This window comes from Bacillus cereus group sp. RP37, from assembly GCF_040459695.1.
GTDB lineage: Bacteria > Bacillota > Bacilli > Bacillales > Bacillaceae_G > Bacillus_A.
Map to the genome: position 1 here is coordinate 2,616,467 of NZ_JARVHP010000001.1, position 22,096 is coordinate 2,638,562.

Sequence of the window (22,096 nt, forward strand, 5' to 3'; positions counted from 1 at the left end):
GGGGGTTTTCAAATGAAAAAAGTTGTTCGTTACTCATTAGTTAGTACCCTATTAGTTTCTTCAATTTTAGTTGGCTGTGCAAAAGAAAAAACAACGACAAAGCCGAAAGATGAGAAGAAAGTATTACAGTTACTTGAAACGGGTGAAATTCCTTCGTTAAATTCAGGGAAAGTAACAGATGCAGTATCATTTAACGTTTTAAATAACGTAATGGAAGGATTATTCCGCTTATCGAAAAATGATGAAGTGATTGAGGCTGGAGCACAAAAATATGAAGTGAGTAAAGATGGAAAAACATATACATTTCACTTACGTGACGCGAAATGGTCTAACGGAGATCCAGTAACAGCACAAGATTACGTATACGCTTGGAAGCAGCTTATTAATCCGGATACTGCTTCTCAATATGCATACATTGCATACGATGTGAAAAATGCGGAGAAAATAAATAAGAAACAACTAGGGTTAGAGGAATTAGGAGTGAAAGCGACGGATAATCAAACGTTCGTTGTAGAGTTAGAACATCCTGTACCGTATTTTACGAAACTACTTATTTTACCATCATTCTATCCAATTAACGAAAAATATGCGAAAGAACAAGGTGATAAATACGGATTAGAAGCAAATAAAGCAGTGTATAACGGGCCATTTACATTATCTGATTGGAAGCATGAAGCGAGCTTTACAATGAAGAAAAACGATAAGTATTGGGATAAAAAAGAAGTGAAGTTAGATGAAGTAAACTATCAAATTGTTAAAGAAATTTCAACTGCGGTAAATTTATATGAAACAGATAAAGTTGATAGGGCTGTCATTTCAACTGAATTCGTAGATAAATATAAAAATAATAAAGAGCTAAAACAATATACAGATCCGGTTATGTACTTCTTCCGATTCAATGAAAATGTACCGATTCTTAAAAATAAAAATGCAAGACTTGCGCTAAGTACAGTGTTTGATAAGAATGGACTTGCGACTTCATTTTTAAATGATGGTTCGGTTGCTGCTAACTATTACGTACCAAAAGGATTTTTAAAAGGTCCAGACAAAAAAGATTTTAGAAGTACAGCAGGTGAGTTTAATAAAATTGATGTAAAACAGGCGAAAGAATATTGGGAAAAGGCGAAGCAAGAGACAGGTACAAATGAAGTAACGCTTGAGTTATTAAACTATGACTTAGAAAACTTCAAAAAAGTAGGAGAATACATTAAAGAAGAGCTAGAGAAAAACTTACCAGGCTTAAAAGTAAATGTAAAATTACAACCACATACGCAAAAACTGGCGTTAGAGAAGAAGAAAGAATATGAAATGTCATTATCACGCTGGTTACCGGATTATCCAGATCCAATGACTTACTTAGAAGTATTCCTTTCTGGAAGCAGTGTGAACAATACAGAATATGCAAACCCAGAATATGATGCGTTAATTAAGAAGATTAAAACAGAATTAGGTAATGATGAAAAAGCTCGTTGGAAAGCAATGCAAGATGCTGAGAAAATGTTACTGGATGATGCAGTAATTGCACCGGTATTCCAGCGCGGGTTATCATACTTACAAAAGCCATATGTAAAAGATTTATATGTACATCAATTCGGTCCAGCTACAAGTTTAAAATGGGCTGATGTGCAGAAATAAAATTATGGAGAAACAGACTTCACATGTGTGATAGTCTGTTTTTTTAGTTAAAGTCGGGTAAATAGTACATGGTATAATGTACTAGTCTGTATAAAATTTTGGAGGGGAATAAAGTTTTATGTTTGTAGAAAAGAAAGTAATACATACCAAAAGGTTATTCATGAGAAAACCCATTATAGAAGATGTTGATCAATTTTATAGCATATTAAAGGAAGAAGTTGTTGGCAAATGGCTTGCTAAATCAAGAGGAATGTCAAAAGAAGAAGCAAATGATTATATCAGGAAACTTATATTACATTGGGAACAGCATAATTTTGGTGTATGGTTGTTATTCAATAGTGAATCAGGGAAGCTTTTAGGACATTGTGGTTTAAGAAAAGTAGATGAAACAGGCGAAATAGAAATTATGTATTTACTTGATCCGGAGTATTGGGGAAATGGATATGCGTCAGAAGCAGCAGAGGCTTCTATTCAATATGCAAAAGAGACGATGAATGTAAAAAGAATAATTGCTAGAGTAAAAGTAGTAAATGAAAATTCGAAAAAACTTTTACGAAAATTAGGTTTTACATATACTCATGATGTTGATCATAGTGGGCGCTTATTATCATACTTTGAACTCCAGACATCATTGGATGAATTATAGACATTTTCTATGTATTTTAACTGTTTAAAAATAAAATTATTACTAAAATTCTAGTGTGAAATTTATGTAGAATCTTGTATAATTAACGTGTTTCTATGGAAACATTTTCTTGTGCTATTTATATAGGACTTAATAGGACAAGGGAGGAAATACATACATGTATATAATAGATAAATAGAATGGAACATGTATAGAGAAAAAGGAGAAAAAGATGACGTGTCAAAAACAAGGGTTACAATTTAATAGCGAGAGAAAGAGGAATAACAGATGAAGATGAAGCATGCGTTTGGTCCCATAATTTTAGCGTGTGTGCTTTTTTTCATTATCATACTAATCCCATCGAAAAGTTTAGTATCACTTATTAGTGATAAGAAGGTAGAAGATGCGGCAACTTCCTTACAAAAAGAAAAATTACAAAGTGTTTTCTTACAACAAAAAATGTTAGAGAATTCGCAGTATTTACCGATGTACGGTTCATCTGAATTTTTACGAATGGATGCATATCATCCATCTAATTACTTCAAAGTGAATCCCGCAGGTTTTACGCCATATTTAATCGGGATTGGCGGTACACAAAGTTTAGCTCATATATTAAATATGACATCTACAATGGATGAATTAGAAGGTAAAAAGGTAGTCTTTGTTCTATCACCACAGTGGTTTACCAAAACTGGTGTATCACAAGGGGATTTTACTAATAATTTCTCCAAACAACAAGCATATCATTTTATTTTTAATGATGAAATAAATGTTGAAATGAAGAAGAAAATTGCGAAACGACTATTAGATTATAAAGTTGTTCAAGAAGATGATATATTAAAAAATTCATTACAGGGTATTGTATATAACGATACAAAACATAACATAAAAGCAGGTTTAGTCAAACCACTTGCTTATATGCATCGAAATATCTTAGATCATAGAGATTTATTTAACTCTATATTTAAGATTGAGCCGATGAAAGAAAAAACAAATATGGGATTACGTTCAATTTCTTGGGTAGATGCACGTAAACATGCGGAGGAAGAAGGGAAAGCGGAATCTACTACAAACGCATTCGGAATTGAAAATCCGTATTATTATAAGAATAATCTGAAGAAAAAACTAAAAGGTCTAAAAAACTTTAGAGCAAATGAATCGTATGAAGAATCACCAGAATATGATGACTTACAAATTGTTTTAGATATTTTTAAAGAGAAAAATGTTAAGCCACTCTTTATTTCTGTACCTGTAAATGGACCGTGGTATGATTACGCTGGTTTCCCTAAAGAACGCCGTGAAGTGTATTATAAAAAAGTTCGGGAACAAGTTGAGAAAGCAGGATACCCAGTAGTTGATTTTTCTGGCCATGAATATGATAAGTATTTCTTAAAAGATACAATTCATTTAGGTTGGAAAGGCTGGATTTACTTTGATGAAGCAGTGCAAAACTTTTATACTGAGAAATAAGTGTGGAGAAAAAGGAACGGCTATAAGCTGTTCCTTTTTTTAGTATAGAGGATTTTGATTTGGACAATTCGGAAAGACATGTATATCTTGAATTTGTCTAAAATCATAATGTTTCATTGCGAACTGTGCTTGATAAAGGTATTCATACACATATAATTGACCATCATGTGCTGAACATAATACACCAGAGGTTCCTTGCCCATTGATGAAGGAAATACCGATAGGGCGTCCGATTAAGAATGGTATTTTTTGTTGCCAATGCATAGGGGAACCACTCCTTTTTGAAATAATATACGAAATGAATGAGTGAATTGTTGCTTATCCATGTAATTATGGAGGCTTTTTATACAATTTCTAGAAGACATAAATATGAATGAATTATAAGTGGGAGAAAGGAAGGAATAATGGAGAAAGAAAATATTTTGGAAGAAAAGTTAAATTTAATAGAATGGTGTCAAACGTTGAAGGGATTAGCTGATGATATATGGTTTCAATCTTTTAAAAAAGATTCGTGGGCGATTGCGGATGTGATTTCACATTTTATCGTTTGGGATGTGTTATTAATAAAGCATAGAATTCCATACTTTAAATGTGGACAATGTGTACCAAATGTTCCAATAGATGTTGAGGAAATGAATAAGGGAGCAATAAAATATGCGAGATCTGGTATTTCAAAAAAAGAACTATTAAATCAATTTAGTGTTATTCGTAAACAATTAGTGGATGAAATTGAGCGAATTCCCACCCAATATTTTTATAATGACTACCAATTTGGCACTAAAAAAGTGAGATTAAATAATTACTTTTCATCATTCATTCAGCATGATTTAAATCATAAAGAAGAAATAATGCAATTTCTAATACATAATCAAACCTATAATAAAAACCGCTAACATTCGTAATGAATGAATAGCGGTTTTTTATTTATATTTTTACGCAAGATTTTTACGCTTTTTTGTCCATTTTTTTATAACGAAGTATAAAAGAATAAGTAAGACGCCACCAATTGCGAATGATTTCACATACGGTCCAGCAATATCATTAATATTCTCCCAATTTTCACCTAGTTTTTCACCTAAGTAAATGAAAATGATAGACCAAGGGATGATTGCGAGTGCTGTTAACGTAGTGAAACGTAGGAATGACATTTTTGTAATACCAGCAGGAATTGAAATCGCATGACGTACTACTGGAATAAAGCGTGCTGTAAAAATTACGCCAGTTCCGTAACGATTAAACCAATCCTCAGCAGCGTCTATTTGTTTTTTGTGAATAAAAATATATTTTCCGTAACGTTCTAAAATAGGGCGTCCACCGTATCGTCCAATCCAATAAATAAAGATTTGAGCAATAACACCGCCAATTGTACCAAATACAACTGCGCCTAAAAATGAGATACTACCATTAAATACTAAGTATCCCGCATAAGCAAGGACAATCTCACTTGGAATAATCTCAATCATAAGTCCAAGCATAATGCCCCAATAACCTAATCCTTCAAAAAATGTTAATACTGAATGAATAAAACTACTAACCATTGATGCACCTTCTAATTTATGAATTTTTGAATAGATGCGCCTTTATTTAATAACATAAAAGGTTCACTATATGTAGATTATACCTTATTTATATAGGGGATTGCTATTTCAATTCTTTTATGTCTCGCATAAGTATTATAGTAAAGCATATAAGCCCAGTTTTCATGAAGAAATAATGAAAAGATTATTAAAAATTTCTCATATTTCAATGATAATAGACTGAAAATTAAGTATAATAGTGAAGGTCTTTAATTTACAAAAATAGGAGGAGAACGTATGTATATTACAGATCCGATTTATGGACCAATATTTATTCAGGATAGATATATCCTTCAATTGATAGATACAAAAATATTTCAAAGATTGGCCTATATTAAACAACAAGGACATACTTATTTTTTACATGAGAATGCAATACATACGAGGGAAGAACATTCGATAGGTGTATATGTACTAGTAAATAAAGTGATAGAACATCTTACTGAGATTGGTGACATACATTTATCGGAATATGAACGAAAGCTAGTATCTACTGTAGCCCTTCTACACGATGTTGGACATGGTCCATATTCACATTGTTTTCAGCAAATATCGGGTGAAGATCATGGTGATTGGACGGTACGAATCATTCAAGAGGACGAAGAAATACGCACGATTTTAAATCAGACCCCTGGATTATTAGATGATGTAACGAAAGCTTTAACAGAAGATGGAGTTTTTTCAATTATAGATGAACTATTATTTAATTCATTAGGAATGGATCAATTAGATTTTTGGAATAGAGATTTATATTATTCTACGCTTGAATTAGAGGGCTTACGAATTGAAGAACTGATTGCTAGTATGCGTTTTATTAACGGTAAACTTGTAATTGAAGAATCGGGAATCCCTTTGATCGAACAACTAATGAAAATGAAAGAGGGACTTTATAATAATGGCTTTGGTCATCCGTTTGTAATAGGAAAAGATTTATTGTTGCAATCCATTTTTCAAAAGATAACTGAGAAAAATCTTAAGTTCTATACTACTGAATTACAAAATTTCTTTCATAAAGAAGAGGATTTATTAGTAGAGGACTTTCTCCCATTACAAGATGAAATGATTTTACATGAAATTCAGTGCTTTGCAAAATCAGAGGACAAACAATCAGTGGCGTTAATTCAGCTTTATTTTTCAGGTGCTAAAAGTTTATCATTTGAAAAAGGACTGGAGGGTGATTTTAAAAAGGAAAATACCAATTTAGCGGTAATAACTGAGAAAAAGGCATACAGTTCATATGTAGGTGGTATTTACGTTTTTAGTAAGGGGCAGTTAGATGATATTTTAGAAAAATCCTCTTTTATTCGAGAGATAGTAAGGTTACCTAAAAAAGAATATGTATATTCCATTTGAGTTGATTTAGAAACTTCAAAATACTTTGTGGGGAATAAACAATATAAATATTCTCTTATCACTTAGACAGGTACTTCACTTTCAAATAACGAATTATAATGTTAATGAAATTTTTATAGAAAATTAGCGTGATGAGGGTGAAAATATGAAAGAAGCATTATTAGAAAAGGCCTCATATCTACATAAAGCAGAATTAGAACAATTACATTTAGCTATATTAGTTTCCGAGAAAGCTCATGAAGGACAATTTCGTGTTTCGGGTGAGCCGTATATTACTCATCCATTTGCAGTTACAGAAATTTTGCTAGAGTGTAAGGCTGATATTATAACTTTAGTTGCAGCATTACTACATGATGTGGTAGAGGATACAGATTATACAATTGAGTATATACATGATATATTCGGTAAAAAAGTGGCTGATATTGTAGAAGGATTAACTAAAATTGATAAAAAACAAATCCCGAATAAAGAAGAGTATGAAGCAATAAATTTAAAGAAATTATTGTTAGCTACACATGGAGATATAAGAGTGGCTATTATAAAAGTGATAGATCGTCTACATAACATGAGAACTTTACAGGTGAAAGCTGTAAAGAAACAAGTTCCTTATGCAAATGAAACACTCAAAATTTTCGCTCCGATTTGTAAAAGGCTGGGGCTATTTCATATTCAACACGAGTTAGAAGATTTAGGTTTTTATTATCTTAATCATTCTAAATATAAAGGAATGAAAATGCTTTTACAAAATTATGTTAAGTTATTAGAGGATTTGTCTCAAAACATTATGCTAGATATAAAAAAAATTCTGAATCGAACTTTAATATTTGAAGTGGGCTATGAAGTCAGCCCTATTTATACAGCTTATTCTCGTCTCCAAGATATTCAAGACATTACAGCAGTGTCAAAAATAATCATCACGGTCTCAAGTAATTTAGACTGTTATAAAATATTAGGGATTATACATCAACTGTACAAACCAATTCCTCATCAATTTGAAGATAATGTAGCAATTGAAAATGATGTATTAAATAAATACTTAAAGACCAAAGTGGTGATCAATAACCATGAAATAGTGATATGTATTGAAACAAAAACAAATCAGGAGATACGATATAAAGGGGTATTTCATATTCTTACAAAAAGTATAACTGATAAGGAGATGCAAAATATAATTTATAAATTGATGGATCATTTTATTAAGACAAATGATCTAGTAACTCAAGATGCGATTGAATTTTATGATTTAGTATCATATGAACTATTCCAAGATAACATTGTTACATTTACTCCTAAGTTAGATTCCGTGAACTTACCGCAAGGTGCTACTATAATTGATTTTGCTTTCGCATTAAACCCTGAGATTGCTAAGTATATGTCAGGTGCTAAAATTAATGGTATAAATAAACCGATAACAACGAATGTTTCACATCTAGATATTGTTGAACTTGTGGTAACTGAAAACATAAGTAATGTAAGACAGGATTGGTTAAATTTTGCTAATAGCTCAAAAGCTCAAATTGAAATTTATAAAGAGTTACAATGTTGAAGGAATGAGATTTATCGAGAAAACCTGTTCGAAATTTAATAGAATGAAATGATCATTTTTGAATTAATGACAGGCGATTATTATTTTTCATAATTAATACCTAGAAAAACAAGCATCCACTTGCTCTAAATATATAAAAGGTAGATGCTTGTTTTCGTTATAAAAAAATAGAAGCATTTCTGCTCCTATTTTTTAAGGTTTCACATCTAAATTTTGTAAAAATAACGTTGCTGTTACGTAACGTTTCGCTAACATTTGTACATAAGCGGTATGTACAGAAAGTGTCGCAATAATAATGGCGTTCCGAATTGCTTCGCGTTGCTCGTTATTAATTTGATCGAACTTGCTTGCGATTTTATCAGCTCTTTCTTTCACGATATTTTCAATTGTATGGATTGTATCTGTTGCATTTAATTGTAAGCAATTCCCTTGATTGAGTTCTTCAAATAGGGAAGAGTATGCTCCATATAAATGAACAGGATTGATTAAGTCATCACTTCGATCGGCTGGGTCATTTACGATAAGGCGTAATAGCTTACGAATGGATTCAAAATCAAGTGCTGTTTTTAAATCTTCAACAATGAATAGTAAGGCAGCTTGTTCAATTGAATATTTTTTTCCTTTTTGAGGAGAGCCAATCATTTCTTTTATATCTCGTTTCACCCAGTTTTGCATGGCCGTTACTGAGAAACTTGTATTTTCAATCTGATTTCCAAGCGCAACTATTTCATTTAATGAAAAACCAACGTCTGTATCTTCAATCTTAATTAGTTTTTCAAAAATAGGTGAAAGTGCGGTAGTAATAAAAGCAGTTACGCTTTGTCCGCTTTCAATATCTTTTTTATGTGACTTTGCCCAAGCTTCTTGTAAAATACCGAGAGGCTTTTTCGTATTCCATCCTCTTAATGATAGAAGAAGGGTAGCCATTTCGTTTCGTGTGAGATGAAATGTTTCCATCTTTTCACCTCCAAAAATAATAAAAAGTTCTTATGAACTTATAATATGTTTTGTTTCATTTAAAGTCAATTCTGTTTTGCTTAATTTTTCCTTTGTCACCAAACTGTCGGAAGTAAATAATACTTGCATATTTCGACAAAAGTTCATATAATAAGTTCATAAGAACCTTTAAATGTTCTTAAAAATAAATCTATCATTCTGAATTTACTAGAAAGGTAGATTTCACATATATCTATATAAAAGGAGAATGGATATAATATGTTGAAAAAACTTGTAGCAATAATGACAGCATTCATGGTGATCTTTGGGGCTAGTAGCTTTATGTTCGTAGATCATGCGGCAGCGAAAAGTTACAAATCTGGTAAAAAATCATACACACCAAGTTCTGGTCAAAAGTCAAAAGTTGATTTGAACAAAAAAGATACTAACGTAAATTCACAAAAAACGACAACAGATTCAAAAACAAAAGCAACAAACACAGCACCAAAAAGTAATAAAGGAAGCTTTATGAAAGGTTTATTACTAGGTGGTCTTGGTGGTTTACTAATGGGTAGCTTATTTGCAAATATGGGAGCTCTTGGTTCTGTATTAGCGTTTATGGTAAATATGTTAGTAATGGCTGGTATCGTAATGTTAGCGGTTCGTGCATTTAAATACTTCAAAGATCAACGTAAGAAAAAGGCAGATGAAGTAGCATGGAAACAATAAAAATTTCTGAACAAGAATTAATAAATGCACTTTGCGTATATATCGCTGAAAAAAGACAAGTTGGTCCAGAAGAAGTTTTAGTTGAGCTAATGTATGATGATGAATATGGTTTCTCTGCAGAAGTAGAGGTAAATGGCCGTCAACAAATATTAATTCAAGCAAACTTAATTGAAGCACTACGCTTGTTACTTGACAGAGAATATAATGTCAATTCATTCGCAGCAAGATTACAACTTGAATTAGATGATGAAGAAGGCATTTACGCATTAGCGAAATTTAATAACTCAGATGAGTAGGAAAAAGAGCTGTTGAGAGTAATCTCAACAGCTCTTTTTAGTATGTGCATATGAAAGGGAATAATCACGCCAAATTTCATTCATTTTACGCCTACCGACATCAATCCTCGGGTTAAATTGAATGGCAGCTTGTTGACGTACGGTATGTACATGTTGGATTGCTTGTTGTAAGTGTTGTTCAACCGAATGGGATTTATTATTTACTTGTTTTACGATTGAATATCCAGCAACAGTTCCTTGTGCCATTGCGATTTTCCCGCTTTCAATGCCAGTTATATTGCCGGCTACAAATAAACCAGAAAGAGGGGTTTCCATTGTTTCGGAATGGATAGGAATGTGCCCGCCTAATTCTGGAATGTAACGGAAAGGACAGCCAGCTACAGCGGCTAGCTCAGCAAGAGGGTATAAGCCACCGGCAATACAAACGAAGTCTGCCTCATATATTTGTTCCGATCCAGTTATGATGTGTCCTTTCGTATCGATATTAGCAACACGTACACCTTCAACTTGCTCTGTTCCGATAATTTCAAGAGCTGCTTTTCGAAGGTGAAGAGGTGTGCCGTTTATTTTCATACCGTTATTTGGATAGAAGTTTAATCCAGCTTGTTTCGCCCAATTATATTTCATTAATCGACTACCTATACGTAATAAAGGTGACGGGGCAAGGTGGGCAGCGTGTAAGAGAGAGTTTAAAACTTCTTCGGGTTCTCCAGCTTTTTGACTTAATTCACTTTTTTCAGGAAGTACGATATGTTCCACTTTAATGCCCGCTAATTGTAATTCATTTAAGATAGCGAATGACAAAATGTTAGCACCAATAATTACTCCTTTTCTCCCAATTTGAACGCGATGAACATTTGTCATAACTTGAGCTGCTCCAATTGACATCACCCCAGGAAGTGTCCAACCAGGAAGGGGAATGGAGTACTCAGCAGCGCCAGTAGCAAGTAAAACGAACGGTGCTTCTAACGTACCGATATTCGTATGTACGAACCAAGAACTTTCATCTTTATCTAAATTATAGACAGAAATGCCGCATCGAATAGTAACTGAAAGTGATTTTGCTTCTTCGTGAAGTCGTTTTGATTCTTCTATTCCATTCCACCATTCTCCAGTAGGTTCTTGATGTAATTGTCCGAGCAACCTTCCGCCAGGCTTCACAAATTCATCAATAACAAGTACATTTAGTCCAAAACGAGCACAAGAGATGGAGGCTGATAAACCTGCTGGTCCAGCTCCGATAATAATGACATCGTTCATCGCTTTTTCACCATCTCTCTCACGATATTTGGATGCTGTTTACCACTATCAACAACCATATTTTTTTCTACAACAGTTAAGCATGCTCGTACGTTCGTTTGATTGTTTACTGTGACGCGGCATTCAGAACAATGTCCGATATTACAGTAAATACCTCGCGGCGTTCCGCTATCTTCATGCACTCTTAATGTTCTTATTCCGTTTGCAAGTAAAGCGGCCGCAATGGTTTCATGTTCATATGCTTCATATTGTTGTCCGTTAAATTGGAAAGTGATGCGCTTACTACTATTTAAACTCCCTAAAATGGGGTGATGTGTAATTCTACTCATTGATTTTCACCTACCGCTCCAAAGGTAACTGCGCGCACTGGTGGTTGATATTTTAATGGAATTTCATTAGTATTTACGTCGGGATTTGCACTTTCAATCATTCGATCTATCATCATTCTACATGTGCGGCCACCGCAAAATCCCATGCCAGCACGTGTTCTAAGTTTTAATTCTCTTGCCGAGCATTTATATTCAGCAATTGTCGATTGAAGTTGACCGTATGTAACTTCTTCACATCGACAAACAATTAAGTGATCTTTATTCGTCATATGAATTCCTCCTCTAGTTCGGTTTGCACAAATTATTATGCAAAAACTATGCCAAAATAGAGGAGAAAGGTTTATCTCGCTATTTTCCGGGTAGTAAGACCCGCACTGATTAAAGTTTCACTTTATTATAACCCAAGTTTTTTTAAACGATTATATAAAGTGGCCCTCGTAACGCCAAGCTGTTTCGCGCATTCTAACTTATTCCCATTCAAAATGCGTAAAGCCCTCTCAATGACTTTTTTCTCATGTTCATCCATCTCTTCTTGCAAAGAGAGGATTGTATTATTATTGCTGAGTAATAGGGAATGTGCCGTATGGTTGTCTAACGTTTCATTTGTATGAAATGGTAAATATTCTTGTTTTATAATACCGTCAGTCGCAAATACGACAAGTCTCTCAACAACGTTACGGAGCTCGCGAATATTACCTGGCCAATTGTAATGAAGTAGTTCATGCATAATGCTTGAAGGTAAGTCACGAATTGGTCTGTTATAGTTGATTGAAAAATCATTTAAGAAAGAGTATGTTAATTCGATAATATCTTCTCGTCTTTCGCGAAGCGGTGGAATATGCAAACTAACTACATTTAAACGATAGTATAAATCTTCTCGGAACGTGCCTTTTCTCATTTCTTCTTGTAAATCACGATTTGTAGCAGCGATAATGCGGAAATCAATATGAATCTCTTTTTCTCCACCAACACGGTAATACTTTCGTTCTTGTAGTACACGCAAAAGTTTTACCTGCATATCAAGCGGCATTTCTCCTATTTCATCAAGGAATAATGTACCGCCTTGCGCGAGCTCTATTTTACCTTTTTTTCCTTTACTATTTGCACCAGAAAAAGCCCCACGCTCATACCCGAATAATTCGCTTTCAAATAACGCCTCGGGAATTGCACCGCAGTTAATTGAAATGAAAGGTGCCTTAGTAGCTTCACTTGCTTCATGAATTGCTTTTGCAAATACTTCTTTTCCAACACCACTTTCGCCGAGTATTAAAACAGTTGATTTCACCGAACAAACCTTTCTAGCTAATTGTATTGTTCTTTGAATAACAGGGCTCTTTCCATTCATCGCAAGGAAAGGATCTGATTCATCTTTGTACTTTGCGACCTCTTGTTCTAAACGGTGCATTTCATGTGACATATTGAATAGTTTTTCGTTTAAAGCAACTTGATTTGTAACATCTGTTTCTGAAACGACCGCTCCAATAATTTCATCGTTATAATAAACTGGGTTTGAGTTAATTAATACGAATAAATCTGGACGAGGCTGATGGAACTGAGCGATTATGCTTTTACCGTCATGTAATGATTGCAAAATTTCCAAATCTTTATAGTCAAAAAAGCGAGTGATGGGTTGCCCAATAATTTCATTATGGTTGACTGAAAAGATCTTTTCGGCGCCATCTGTCCAAGTACGAACGCGTTCTTTATTATCGATGACTGTAACGGAAGAATCAGTTGTTTGTATTACTGCGTTATAAAAAGATTGTAGTTCATAGTAAGACTTAACAAGAAACGGAATGATTTGCTGGGCTGTTATACAGCATATAGGCACTTTATTTTCATTCATTATGATGACGACTATTTCATTGGAAAACATGTCAATTAAAGTGGTGAATGAGTCATCTTCATATATAACTGCACAGTTATATTTTTCTGTAGTAGAAGGGCGGTAATAAAATTTTTCTCCAACTTGCTCAATAGGTTGCATGCTGTATGTATGATCAATGGATAAAGTTTTTAGAAATTCTTTTATTGTGGGAAATGAGAATGCCATATTGTCCTCCTGTTATGTATAAAAATTTTGACAGTGATAAAAAAATAATACACCTATTTACGATAAATTTAAAATATTTTTACAAATAAAAATATTTTTTATAAAAAGTGTATATATGTAGAGTTGGCACGTCAATTGCATAAAAGAAAGTGAGGGAGTAAAAAGAAAGGAGGGGTGCTAAGTGAGGCACTGTGACGTTTTAATAATAGGCGGTGGTATTATTGGCTGTTCTATCGCTTATTACACATCAAAATACGGTAGAGACGTAACAATCATTGAAAAAGGAGAATTTGTCAGTGGGACGTCTTCACGGTGTGACGGGAATATTTTGGCTATTGATAAAGACCCAGGGTTTGATAGTCAAATGTCGTTAGTAAGTCAAAAATTGGTAACTGATTTAAGTGAAGAGTTAGAGCATTCATTTGAATATAGAGCACCAGGAAGTATTCTCGTATGTGAGTCGGACGAAGAAATGGAAGCAGCGCAGCAATGGGTGAATCGTCAAAAAGAAGTTGGTTTACCGTTTCGAATGCTTGATAGACAAGATATAAGAGAAGAATCGCCATTTTTTGCAGATGATTTATTAGGCGGGTTAGAATGCGCGACGGATTCGACTGTAAATCCGTATCTTCTTGCTTTTTCACTTCTTGAAGAATCGAAGAAATTTGGTACGAAAGCTTTTAATCATACGGAAGTAAAAGAAATGAAAAGAGAGCTAGACGGTTCCTTTATTGTAGAAACGACAAATGGGACGTTTACTGCGAAGCAAGTGGTAAACGCAGCCGGTGTGTGGGCTCCAAAAATCGGACAAATGTTGGATGTAAATATCCCGATTGAACCGAGGAAAGGGCATATTATTGTAGCCTCAAGACAACAATACGTTGGCTGTCGTAAAGTAATGGAATTTGGTTATTTAATTTCTAAATTTGGCGGGAAACGAAAAGTGGATGCTTTAACTGAAAAATATGGGGTAGCTCTTGTCTTTGAGCCGACAGAAAGCCAAAATTTTTTAATTGGTAGTAGTAGAGAATTTGTAGGGTTCCATACGAGAATTAATAACGACGTTATTAAATGTATTGCAAACAGAGCAATTCGTTTTTATCCGAAAATGGCGGATATGATGGTGATTCGTTCATATGCTGGATTACGCCCGTGGACAGAAGATCATTTACCAATTATTTCACGAGTGGAACATATCCCGAACTACTTTATAGCAGCGGGGCATGAAGGGGATGGCATTAGTCTTGCAGCTGTTACTGGGAAAGTGATTGAAGAATTATTAAATGAAAAAGAAACAATCATTCCTATTGAACCACTTCGTTTGAGTCGTTTTACAGAAAGGGTGTTAAACGGATGAGGTCACAAAGAGTCTTTACGACGATTGATACACATACGGGCGGGAATCCAACGAGAACATTGATTAGCGGACTGCCTAAGTTAATTGGAGAGACGATGGCAGAGAAGATGTTACATATGAAAAAGGAGTATGACTGGATTCGCAAATTGTTAATGAATGAGCCACGTGGTCATGATGTAATGTCAGGAGCACTATTAACAGATCCGTGTCATCCTGAAGCTGATATAGGTGTTATATACATAGAGACAGGTGGATATTTACCGATGTGTGGCCACGATACAATCGGTGTATGTACAGCTTTAGTTGAATCAGGTTTAATTCCAGTAGTTGAACCGGTTACTTCTTTAAAACTAGATACGCCAGCTGGCTTAGTTGAAGTAGATATTTCTGTTCAAGATGGGAAAGCGAAAGAAGTCTCATTTTGTAACATACCAGCTTTTTTACTGAAAAATATTTCTGTACACGTCGAAGAAATTGGAACTGTAGAGGCAGATATTGCGTATGGAGGGAATTTTTACGCCATTATCGATGCGAAGTCAGTAGGTCTAGAATTAATATCAGAAAACGCATCTACAATCATTGATAAAGCGATTCATATTAGAAATACAATTAATGAGAAATTTGAAATCATTCATCCAGAGTATTCGTTTATTAGAGGATTAACCCATGTGGAGTTTTATACAGATCCTACTCATGAAAGTGCGCATGTGAAAAATACAGTTGTTGTTCCGCCTGGAGGAATTGATCGATCTCCATGTGGTACAGGAACATCAGCGAAGTTAGCTGTATTATATGCTCATAAAAAAATTGACATCGATGAAGAATTTGTTCATGAGAGTATTGTAGGTTCTTTATTTAAAGGGTGTGTTATGAATACAACATATGTAGAAAATATTGAAGCTGTAGTAACGAAAATTACGGGATCAGCTTGGCTTATGGGTATGCACAGGTTTTTTTACAATGAAAAGGATCCACATAAAGAAGGCTTTTTGCTAATTCCGCCGATGGAACATGAAACGGAGGATGTAAAATGAACATTCAAAAAATGTATACAGCAGTAGACGTACACGTAAATGGCGAGGCATTTCGTGTGATTAAAGACGTACCATGCAAATACTACTATAGTTTGGAGCAATTAAACGAACAATTTTCAGGTGAATTAGCAGAAGAAATGAAGCTTTTATTAAATGAACCGCGTGGTTTTATCGGTTTAAATGGATGTATTGTCGTTCCTTCTATTCATACGGAAGTCGATGCAGCTGTATTATTTTTTAATCATGAAGGATCCATTCCGCTTCATTATGGAGGTATTGTCGCAGTCATAACGATGTTATTAGAAAGCGGGTATTTAAAAAAGAGAGAGACGAATCAATACAAAATCGAAACGTTATCTGGCATATTTTCAGTCGATGCGTATGTAGAGAATGATGAAGTTGTATCTGTTTCGTTTGAAAGCAAACTATGTTATATGATTGAGAAAAATTTAAAGGTTGGTAATATAAGTTACTCCCTCATACAGGCAGATAAAGTATATGCAGTTGTAGAAAAGGATACACATTCGCCAGCAATCTGTATTGAAAACATCTCTAAATTAAAAAAATGGGGTGAAGCGACACTTCAAGCTATACAAAAACAGTCATTAATAAAAAGACTTATTTTAGTAGATTCTATGCAAAAAGAAAAGAACCATATAAAGTCGATTACATTTCATGAAGATAACTTTATAGTACGTTCGCCGGGTTTTGTCTCTACTATAGTATCTTACGTACATGCATTATTTAAAAATGATTATATAACGGATAAACCTTTTAAAAATGAAAGTATATTTAATAGTTTTATAACAGTAGAAAAAGTGCAGAAGGAAGAGCTTGGATACATTTTTCGATTTGAAAGTAGAGGGTTTATTACAGGTATGCAAACGTTTATATTAGATCCTACTGATCCGTTTCCAACAGGCTTCTTATTAAAATAAAATGGTAAAGGGAGAGATAAAGATGCAAAAAATTCAAGGAGCATTTCCAGTATTAATAACACCAATGAATGAGTTTCAAGAGATTGATTGGAAAGGTGTAAAACAAAACGTAAACTACTTTATCGAGCAAAAAGTAGCTGGAATTATTATTAATGGCAGTACGGGAGAATTTGTTAGTTTATCAAAAGAAGAACGATTTAAAATGGTAGAAACTGTATTAAAAGAAGTTGATGGCCGTATTCCAGTTATTGTTGGAACTGCTGCGGAGACGACGAGAGAAACGATTGAATATACGAAACATGCAGAAGCACACGGAGCAGATTGTGCATTAATTATAAACTCGTATTATTGTAAACCAAAAGAAGAGGAAATCTATTTTCATTTTAAAGAAATCTCAAATGCTGTAAATATACCAATTATGTTATACAATAACCCGTTTACATCTGGTGTTGATATGAGTACAGAGCTCATGCTCCGTATAGGAAAAGAATGTGAAAATGTTACACATATTAAAGAATCTAGCGGAGATATTCGTAAAGCGAGAGATTTAGTAAGACAAGGCGAAGGTGCTTTTCAAGTCTTCTGTGGATCTGAAGATTTAGTTATGGAATCTTATTTAGTTGGTGCAACGGGATGGGTTTCAGTAGCAGGAAATATTGTTCCAGGTCTCGTTACGAAAATGTATGAGCATTTTCAAAATGGTGAATTAGAAAAAGCTTGGGAAATAAACGATGCTATTTTACCTCTTTGCGAGTTTCTTGAAGGGTCAGGAAAATATGTACAAATCGTTAAACGCTCAATGGAACTACACGGGCAAGTTGGGGGACCTTCTCGCTATCCAAGACTGGGATTAACTGAAGAAGAAAATCAAAAACTTCAAACGATAATTTCAAAAATTGCAGCTCATGCAGCTGTTTAATTAAGGAGGAGAGCATATATGTTAACGACGAACATTGAGCTGAGACCAAAAGTGAAAGCGTTTTTAAATGAAGAAATAAAAATGTTTATTAATGGTGAATTTATTCCTTCAATTAGCGGAAAGACATTTGAGACATACAATCCAGCAACTGAAGATGTTCTAGCTATCGTATGCGAAGCACAAGAAGAGGATATTGATATCGCAGTAAAAGCGGCAAGATCTGCATTTGAATCAGGACCTTGGGCAGAAATGACTACCGCTGAAAGAGCGCATCTTATTTATAAATTAGCAGACTTAATCGAAGAGCATGGAGAAGAATTAGCACAGTTAGAAGCTTTAGATAATGGGAAACCATATCAAGTAGCGCTGGATGATGATATTTCAGCGACTGTAGAAAATTATCGCTATTATGCAGGATGGGCTACAAAAATTATAGGGCAAACAATTCCGATTTCAAAAGATTACTTAAATTACACACGTCATGAGCCTGTTGGCGTTGTAGGTCAAATTATTCCTTGGAATTTTCCGCTCGTTATGTCTTCTTGGAAAATGGGAGCTGCACTAGCAACAGGTTGTACAATCGTATTAAAACCGGCAGAACAAACGCCTTTATCATTATTATATACAGCGAAACTCTTTAAAGAAGCAGGTTTTCCAAACGGTGTCGTAAACTTTGTGCCAGGTTTTGGCCCTGAAGCAGGAGCGGCAATCGTAAACCATCATGATATTGATAAGGTAGCCTTTACAGGTTCAACGGTTACGGGAAAATATATTATGCGTCAATCTGCAGAAACAATTAAACATGTAACGTTAGAACTTGGCGGTAAATCACCAAATATCATTTTAGAAGATGCTGATTTAGAAGAAGCGATTAACGGTGCATTCCAAGGCATTATGTATAATCACGGTCAAAATTGTAGTGCCGGATCTCGCGTATTCGTTCACCGAAAACATTACGAAACAGTCGTAAATGAACTAGTGAAAATGGCGAATAAAGTGAAACTTGGAGCAGGTATGGAGAAGGAAACAGAAATGGGTCCACTCGTATCTAAAAAACAACAAGAGCGTGTGCTACATTACATTGAACAAGGAAAAGCGGAAGGCGCTACTGTTGCTGCTGGTGGTGAACGTGCATTTGAAAAAGGTTATTTTGTACAGCCAACGGTATTCACCAATGTTACTGATGATATGACAATTGTTAAAGAAGAAATTTTTGGACCAGTTGTCGTTGTACTTCCTTTTGATTCAACAGAAGAGGTAATCGAAAGAGCGAATCGCTCTTCATACGGACTCGCTGCGGGCGTATGGACACAAAATATTAAAACAGGACATCAAGTTGCCAATAAATTAAAGGCAGGGACTGTATGGATTAATGATTATAACTTAGAAAATGCGGCGGCACCATTTGGTGGGTTTAAACAATCTGGTATCGGTCGTGAGTTAGGTTCATATGCGCTTGATAATTACACAGAAGTGAAAAGTGTTTGGGTAAATATAAAGTAATAGAGAATCTATCTGTTAATAAATAGAGGGATGAAATAATAAGAGATGCGGACAACTGGAAGGTTTAATAATAGTTGTCCGTTTTCTTATATATAAAATAGTTTTTAAAAGAATGATAAGGGGGATTTGGATGGAGCAATTAGTAGAGTGGTTAGTAGGGCAAGTGTGGAGTATCGGGTTAGTTGTTTTTGCATTAGGAGCAGGTGTGTATTTTACAATTGCAACTCGTTTTCTACAAATTCGTTATTTTAAAGAGATGATTAAATTATTATTTGAAGGGAAGAGCTCGGAGACGGGAATTTCATCTTTTCAAGCATTTTGTTTAGCTTTATCCGGTAGGGTCGGAATAGGTAATATTGCAGGGGTCGCGACAGCTATCGCTTTTGGCGGGCCAGGAGCTGTATTTTGGATGTGGGTAATGGCTCTTTTAGGAGCAGCTAGTGCATTTGTTGAATCAACATTATCTCAAGTGTATAAAAGTAAAGTTGGAAATGAATATCGCGGTGGTACACCATATTTCATCGAAAAAGGCTTGAAAATGAAATGGTTTGCAGTCATTGTAGCAGTCGTTGTAACACTTTCATATGGCGTTTTATTACCAGGTATTCAATCTAGTAGTATCGCAGTGGGGTTTGAAAACTCAAATGGCATTAGCAAATATATAACTGGTATATTGTTAGTCGTATTATTAGCAGCAATCATTTTTGGCGGTGTAAAGAGAATTGCGGGCGTTTCTCAAATGCTTGTTCCATTTATGGCAATTGGCTATGTAATTGTTACATGTATCGTATTAATTGCGAATGTAACAGAAATTCCAAGTATGTTCGCTTTAATTTTCTCTAGTGCTTTTGGTGTAAATGAAATGTTTGGCGGAATCGTCGGTGCAGCAATCGCATGGGGCGTAAAGCGCGCTGTATTCTCAAATGTTGCTGGTGTTGGAGAAGCGACATATAGCTCCGCTGCTGCTGAAGTATCCCATCCTGCAAAACAAGGGTTAGTTCAAGCGTTTTCTGTATATATCGATACAATTGTTGTATGTACAGCGACAGCTCTTATGATTTTAATAACAGGTATGTATAATGTTATACCTGAAGGAAAAAGCGCCATTGTAAAGAATATAGGGAATGTTGATGCAGGTCCAATCTATACACAACAAGCAGTTGAAACTGTTATGACAGGGTTTGGTCCAATATTTATTTCATTCGCAATCTTCTTCTTCGCGTTTACAACTTTACTTGCTTACTACTATATCGCTGAAACGACACTTACTTATTTAGATCGTGAGCTTAAACATAGCTGGTTAAAACCAGTTTTAAAAATTGGATTTTTAATTATGGTATACATCGGTAGCGTAGAATCGGCGTCACTTTTATGGAATCTTGGAGATTTAGGAATTGGTAGTATGGCATGGTTAAATCTAATCGCGATTCTACTATTAAGTAAAATTGCATTAAAAGTGTTAAAAGATTATGAATCACAGAAAAAAGAAGGGAAAGATCCAGTGTTTGATCCTAAAAATGTGGGAATTGAAGGTTTAACATTTTGGGAAGAGAGGAGTAAAGAGATTGAAAGGAAAAACTATAAAGAACAATCAGTAGTGGATGATAGTCTGAAATTGTAGTTTTAATAAACTGAATATTCACTCTAATTAATGAGGTATATTGCCTAATTTTCATCACATACTACAATAGGTACAGATAATTTGAATGGAGGTAATAATAAGATGGAACACGAACAACATAGTTCAGTAAATGACGTTCTACATCATTATAAAGAAGGTATCGGTAGTTTTACAAACCAAATTCCTGAAATTGCTGAAACATATAATGCATTCACGCAAGCTTGTTTTCAAGAGGGCGCTTTAACAAAAAGGGAAAAACAACTTATCGCATTAGGAATTAGTCTAGCAACGCAAGATGAATACTGTACAATTTATCATACAAAAGGTTGTCTTGATCAAGGGTGTTCAGATAAAGAAATTCTGGAAGCATGTGGTGTATCAGCAGCATTTGCTGGTGGAGCTGCAATGAGTCAAGCAGTAACATTAGTACAAGAGTGTTTAAGTGAACTGAAAAATCAAAAGCATTGAATATAAAAGAACGTTTTAAACTTTATGTTTAAAACGTTCTTTTACGTGAGATTGAATTTGAGTATAAAAATTACCTTGTATGTGATGTAATAAAGTAAGATTTTTAAAGTTAGTGGGAATGAGAAATCACAACTATTTATTTAGTTTTAAGATTTTCTAAAAAGCTTCAATTGTTTCATATAATCAATGGCCTTTGTTTTGTTCTTTTGTTTACATACATATTCGAATTCATTTTTATCCCTATAATAATTATTCATTATATCTTCTGTAAGAATTCCATCGGAAATAGCTTTTTTAATTGCACAGTGTGGTTCATTTGTATGAGAGCAGTTAGAAAATTTACATCTCTTAAATATCGCCTCAATATCTGCATATCCAAGATCAGAGTTATCCCCATGATTTATTAGGTCAAATCCTATTTTACTAATAATTAATCCCTCCACTTTT

23 protein-coding genes are annotated in these 22,096 nt (G+C 34.4%); 15 read left to right on the forward strand and 8 right to left on the reverse strand.

Annotated elements, in window-relative coordinates:
- The first annotated feature begins 12 nt into the window (after nt 1-12).
- The 3 genes from QCI44_RS13935 to dltD all read left to right on the forward strand — a co-directional run bounded on the left by QCI44_RS13935 (nt 13) and on the right by dltD (nt 3,730).
- Nucleotides 13-1,635, forward strand: a complete 1,623-nt coding sequence (locus QCI44_RS13935) for a peptide ABC transporter substrate-binding protein (protein WP_353811208.1) — start codon at nt 13-15, stop codon at nt 1,633-1,635.
- A 118-nt stretch (nt 1,636-1,753) separates the two neighbouring features.
- Nucleotides 1,754-2,281: a GNAT family N-acetyltransferase gene (locus QCI44_RS13940; protein ID WP_016087508.1), complete on the forward strand. Its 528-nt coding sequence runs from the start codon at nt 1,754-1,756 to the stop codon at nt 2,279-2,281.
- Between the two features lie 267 nt (nt 2,282-2,548).
- Complete coding sequence (gene dltD, locus QCI44_RS13945) at nt 2,549-3,730, forward strand: D-alanyl-lipoteichoic acid biosynthesis protein DltD (RefSeq protein ID WP_000782316.1); 1,182 nt, start codon at nt 2,549-2,551, stop codon at nt 3,728-3,730.
- A 39-nt stretch (nt 3,731-3,769) separates the two neighbouring features.
- Here the strand turns inward: dltD and QCI44_RS13950 are convergent, their stop codons facing one another.
- Complete coding sequence (locus tag QCI44_RS13950; RefSeq protein WP_353811209.1) at nt 3,770-3,994, reverse strand: hypothetical protein; 225 nt, start codon at nt 3,992-3,994, stop codon at nt 3,770-3,772.
- A gap of 140 nt (nt 3,995-4,134) precedes the next feature.
- Here QCI44_RS13950 and QCI44_RS13955 point away from each other — a divergent pair, with 140 nt between their 5' ends.
- Nucleotides 4,135-4,623, forward strand: a complete 489-nt coding sequence (locus tag QCI44_RS13955; RefSeq protein WP_353811210.1) for a DinB family protein — start codon at nt 4,135-4,137, stop codon at nt 4,621-4,623.
- 39 nt (nt 4,624-4,662) lie between these two features.
- On the opposite strand, the gene uptA is transcribed toward QCI44_RS13955, so the two are convergent.
- Nucleotides 4,663-5,268: an undecaprenyl phosphate transporter UptA gene (gene uptA / locus QCI44_RS13960; RefSeq protein ID WP_016087511.1), complete on the reverse strand. Its 606-nt coding sequence runs from the start codon at nt 5,266-5,268 to the stop codon at nt 4,663-4,665.
- A 276-nt stretch (nt 5,269-5,544) separates the two neighbouring features.
- On the opposite strand from uptA, the gene QCI44_RS13965 reads away from it, so the two are divergent.
- Complete coding sequence (locus QCI44_RS13965; protein WP_353811211.1) at nt 5,545-6,660, forward strand: HD domain-containing protein; 1,116 nt, start codon at nt 5,545-5,547, stop codon at nt 6,658-6,660.
- Nucleotides 6,661-6,805: 145 nt separating this feature from the next.
- Entirely contained in the window at nt 6,806-8,206 is a 1,401-nt protein-coding gene (locus tag QCI44_RS13970; RefSeq protein ID WP_353811212.1) for an HD domain-containing protein, read from the forward strand.
- A gap of 192 nt (nt 8,207-8,398) precedes the next feature.
- Here QCI44_RS13970 and QCI44_RS13975 read toward each other — a convergent pair whose 3' ends face one another.
- The gene (locus QCI44_RS13975; protein WP_016087514.1) at nt 8,399-9,163 is read right to left on the reverse strand and encodes a DUF1836 domain-containing protein; all 765 of its coding nucleotides are present in this window, start codon (nt 9,161-9,163) and stop codon (nt 8,399-8,401) included.
- 258 nt (nt 9,164-9,421) lie between these two features.
- Here QCI44_RS13975 and QCI44_RS13980 point away from each other — a divergent pair, with 258 nt between their 5' ends.
- The gene (locus tag QCI44_RS13980; RefSeq protein ID WP_016087515.1) at nt 9,422-9,871 is read left to right on the forward strand and encodes a hypothetical protein; all 450 of its coding nucleotides are present in this window, start codon (nt 9,422-9,424) and stop codon (nt 9,869-9,871) included.
- Nucleotides 9,859-10,167, forward strand: a complete 309-nt coding sequence (locus tag QCI44_RS13985) for a YxcD family protein (protein WP_000447764.1) — start codon at nt 9,859-9,861, stop codon at nt 10,165-10,167. Before QCI44_RS13980 ends, QCI44_RS13985 begins: the two co-directional genes overlap by 13 nt.
- 24 nt (nt 10,168-10,191) lie before the next feature.
- On the opposite strand, the gene QCI44_RS13990 is transcribed toward QCI44_RS13985, so the two are convergent.
- The 4 genes from QCI44_RS13990 to QCI44_RS14005 all read right to left on the reverse strand — a co-directional run bounded on the left by QCI44_RS13990 (nt 10,192) and on the right by QCI44_RS14005 (nt 13,809).
- Complete coding sequence (locus QCI44_RS13990) at nt 10,192-11,427, reverse strand: NAD(P)/FAD-dependent oxidoreductase (RefSeq protein ID WP_353811213.1); 1,236 nt, start codon at nt 11,425-11,427, stop codon at nt 10,192-10,194.
- Complete coding sequence (locus tag QCI44_RS13995) at nt 11,424-11,756, reverse strand: (2Fe-2S)-binding protein (protein WP_016087517.1); 333 nt, start codon at nt 11,754-11,756, stop codon at nt 11,424-11,426. Before QCI44_RS13995 ends, QCI44_RS13990 begins: the two co-directional genes overlap by 4 nt.
- On the reverse strand, nt 11,753-12,025 hold the full coding sequence (locus tag QCI44_RS14000) for a (2Fe-2S)-binding protein (protein ID WP_016087518.1): 273 nt from the start codon (nt 12,023-12,025) through the stop codon (nt 11,753-11,755). Before QCI44_RS14000 ends, QCI44_RS13995 begins: the two co-directional genes overlap by 4 nt.
- Nucleotides 12,026-12,150: 125 nt before the next feature.
- The gene (locus tag QCI44_RS14005; RefSeq protein ID WP_353811214.1) at nt 12,151-13,809 is read right to left on the reverse strand and encodes a sigma-54 interaction domain-containing protein; all 1,659 of its coding nucleotides are present in this window, start codon (nt 13,807-13,809) and stop codon (nt 12,151-12,153) included.
- A 181-nt stretch (nt 13,810-13,990) separates the two neighbouring features.
- On the opposite strand from QCI44_RS14005, the gene QCI44_RS14010 reads away from it, so the two are divergent.
- The 7 genes from QCI44_RS14010 to QCI44_RS14040 all read left to right on the forward strand — a co-directional run bounded on the left by QCI44_RS14010 (nt 13,991) and on the right by QCI44_RS14040 (nt 21,649).
- A complete protein-coding gene (locus QCI44_RS14010) occupies nt 13,991-15,166 on the forward strand; it encodes an NAD(P)/FAD-dependent oxidoreductase (protein WP_016087520.1) in 1,176 nt (391 codons plus the stop codon).
- Nucleotides 15,163-16,200 carry a proline racemase family protein gene (locus QCI44_RS14015; protein ID WP_016087521.1) on the forward strand — a complete coding sequence of 346 codons (1,038 nt, stop codon included), beginning with the start codon at nt 15,163-15,165 and terminating at the stop codon, nt 16,198-16,200. The genes QCI44_RS14010 and QCI44_RS14015 overlap by 4 nt, the downstream gene beginning before the upstream one ends.
- Entirely contained in the window at nt 16,197-17,138 is a 942-nt protein-coding gene (locus tag QCI44_RS14020) for a proline racemase family protein (RefSeq protein WP_016087522.1), read from the forward strand. Before QCI44_RS14015 ends, QCI44_RS14020 begins: the two co-directional genes overlap by 4 nt.
- A gap of 22 nt (nt 17,139-17,160) precedes the next feature.
- On the forward strand, nt 17,161-18,057 hold the full coding sequence (gene dapA, locus QCI44_RS14025; RefSeq protein WP_098878892.1) for a 4-hydroxy-tetrahydrodipicolinate synthase: 897 nt from the start codon (nt 17,161-17,163) through the stop codon (nt 18,055-18,057).
- Between the two features lie 18 nt (nt 18,058-18,075).
- Nucleotides 18,076-19,560: an aldehyde dehydrogenase family protein gene (locus QCI44_RS14030; RefSeq protein WP_016087524.1), complete on the forward strand. Its 1,485-nt coding sequence runs from the start codon at nt 18,076-18,078 to the stop codon at nt 19,558-19,560.
- Between the two features lie 130 nt (nt 19,561-19,690).
- The gene (locus tag QCI44_RS14035; protein WP_016087525.1) at nt 19,691-21,181 is read left to right on the forward strand and encodes an alanine/glycine:cation symporter family protein; all 1,491 of its coding nucleotides are present in this window, start codon (nt 19,691-19,693) and stop codon (nt 21,179-21,181) included.
- A 102-nt stretch (nt 21,182-21,283) separates the two neighbouring features.
- A complete protein-coding gene (locus QCI44_RS14040) occupies nt 21,284-21,649 on the forward strand; it encodes a carboxymuconolactone decarboxylase family protein (RefSeq protein WP_016087526.1) in 366 nt (121 codons plus the stop codon).
- 146 nt (nt 21,650-21,795) lie between these two features.
- Here QCI44_RS14040 and QCI44_RS14045 read toward each other — a convergent pair whose 3' ends face one another.
- Nucleotides 21,796-22,092: a P-loop NTPase family protein gene (locus tag QCI44_RS14045; RefSeq protein ID WP_033659712.1), complete on the reverse strand. Its 297-nt coding sequence runs from the start codon at nt 22,090-22,092 to the stop codon at nt 21,796-21,798.
- Nucleotides 22,093-22,096 lie beyond the last annotated feature (4 nt).

Excerpts from the sequence above, each read along its gene's own strand:
- QCI44_RS14030 (WP_016087524.1), top strand. The coding sequence starts at position 18,076 with ATGTTAACGACGAACATTGAGCTGAGACCAAAAGTGAAAGCGTTTTTA.
- dapA (WP_098878892.1), top strand. The coding sequence starts at position 17,161 with ATGCAAAAAATTCAAGGAGCATTTCCAGTATTAATAACACCAATGAAT.
- QCI44_RS14040 (WP_016087526.1), top strand. The coding sequence starts at position 21,284 with ATGGAACACGAACAACATAGTTCAGTAAATGACGTTCTACATCATTAT.
- QCI44_RS14035 (WP_016087525.1), top strand. The coding sequence starts at position 19,691 with ATGGAGCAATTAGTAGAGTGGTTAGTAGGGCAAGTGTGGAGTATCGGG.
- QCI44_RS13940 (WP_016087508.1), top strand. The coding sequence starts at position 1,754 with ATGTTTGTAGAAAAGAAAGTAATACATACCAAAAGGTTATTCATGAGA.
- QCI44_RS13990 (WP_353811213.1), bottom strand. The coding sequence starts at position 11,427 with ATGAACGATGTCATTATTATCGGAGCTGGACCAGCAGGTTTATCAGCC.
- QCI44_RS13975 (WP_016087514.1), bottom strand. The coding sequence starts at position 9,163 with ATGGAAACATTTCATCTCACACGAAACGAAATGGCTACCCTTCTTCTA.
- QCI44_RS14020 (WP_016087522.1), top strand. The coding sequence starts at position 16,197 with ATGAACATTCAAAAAATGTATACAGCAGTAGACGTACACGTAAATGGC.
- QCI44_RS14000 (WP_016087518.1), bottom strand. The coding sequence starts at position 12,025 with ATGACGAATAAAGATCACTTAATTGTTTGTCGATGTGAAGAAGTTACA.
- dltD (WP_000782316.1), top strand. The coding sequence starts at position 2,549 with ATGAAGATGAAGCATGCGTTTGGTCCCATAATTTTAGCGTGTGTGCTT.
- QCI44_RS13965 (WP_353811211.1), top strand. The coding sequence starts at position 5,545 with ATGTATATTACAGATCCGATTTATGGACCAATATTTATTCAGGATAGA.
- QCI44_RS13955 (WP_353811210.1), top strand. The coding sequence starts at position 4,135 with ATGGAGAAAGAAAATATTTTGGAAGAAAAGTTAAATTTAATAGAATGG.
- uptA (WP_016087511.1), bottom strand. The coding sequence starts at position 5,268 with ATGGTTAGTAGTTTTATTCATTCAGTATTAACATTTTTTGAAGGATTA.
- QCI44_RS14005 (WP_353811214.1), bottom strand. The coding sequence starts at position 13,809 with ATGGCATTCTCATTTCCCACAATAAAAGAATTTCTAAAAACTTTATCC.
- QCI44_RS13985 (WP_000447764.1), top strand. The coding sequence starts at position 9,859 with ATGGAAACAATAAAAATTTCTGAACAAGAATTAATAAATGCACTTTGC.
- QCI44_RS14015 (WP_016087521.1), top strand. The coding sequence starts at position 15,163 with ATGAGGTCACAAAGAGTCTTTACGACGATTGATACACATACGGGCGGG.
- QCI44_RS13935 (WP_353811208.1), top strand. The coding sequence starts at position 13 with ATGAAAAAAGTTGTTCGTTACTCATTAGTTAGTACCCTATTAGTTTCT.
- QCI44_RS13980 (WP_016087515.1), top strand. The coding sequence starts at position 9,422 with ATGTTGAAAAAACTTGTAGCAATAATGACAGCATTCATGGTGATCTTT.
- QCI44_RS13995 (WP_016087517.1), bottom strand. The coding sequence starts at position 11,756 with ATGAGTAGAATTACACATCACCCCATTTTAGGGAGTTTAAATAGTAGT.
- QCI44_RS13950 (WP_353811209.1), bottom strand. The coding sequence starts at position 3,994 with ATGCATTGGCAACAAAAAATACCATTCTTAATCGGACGCCCTATCGGT.
- QCI44_RS13970 (WP_353811212.1), top strand. The coding sequence starts at position 6,806 with ATGAAAGAAGCATTATTAGAAAAGGCCTCATATCTACATAAAGCAGAA.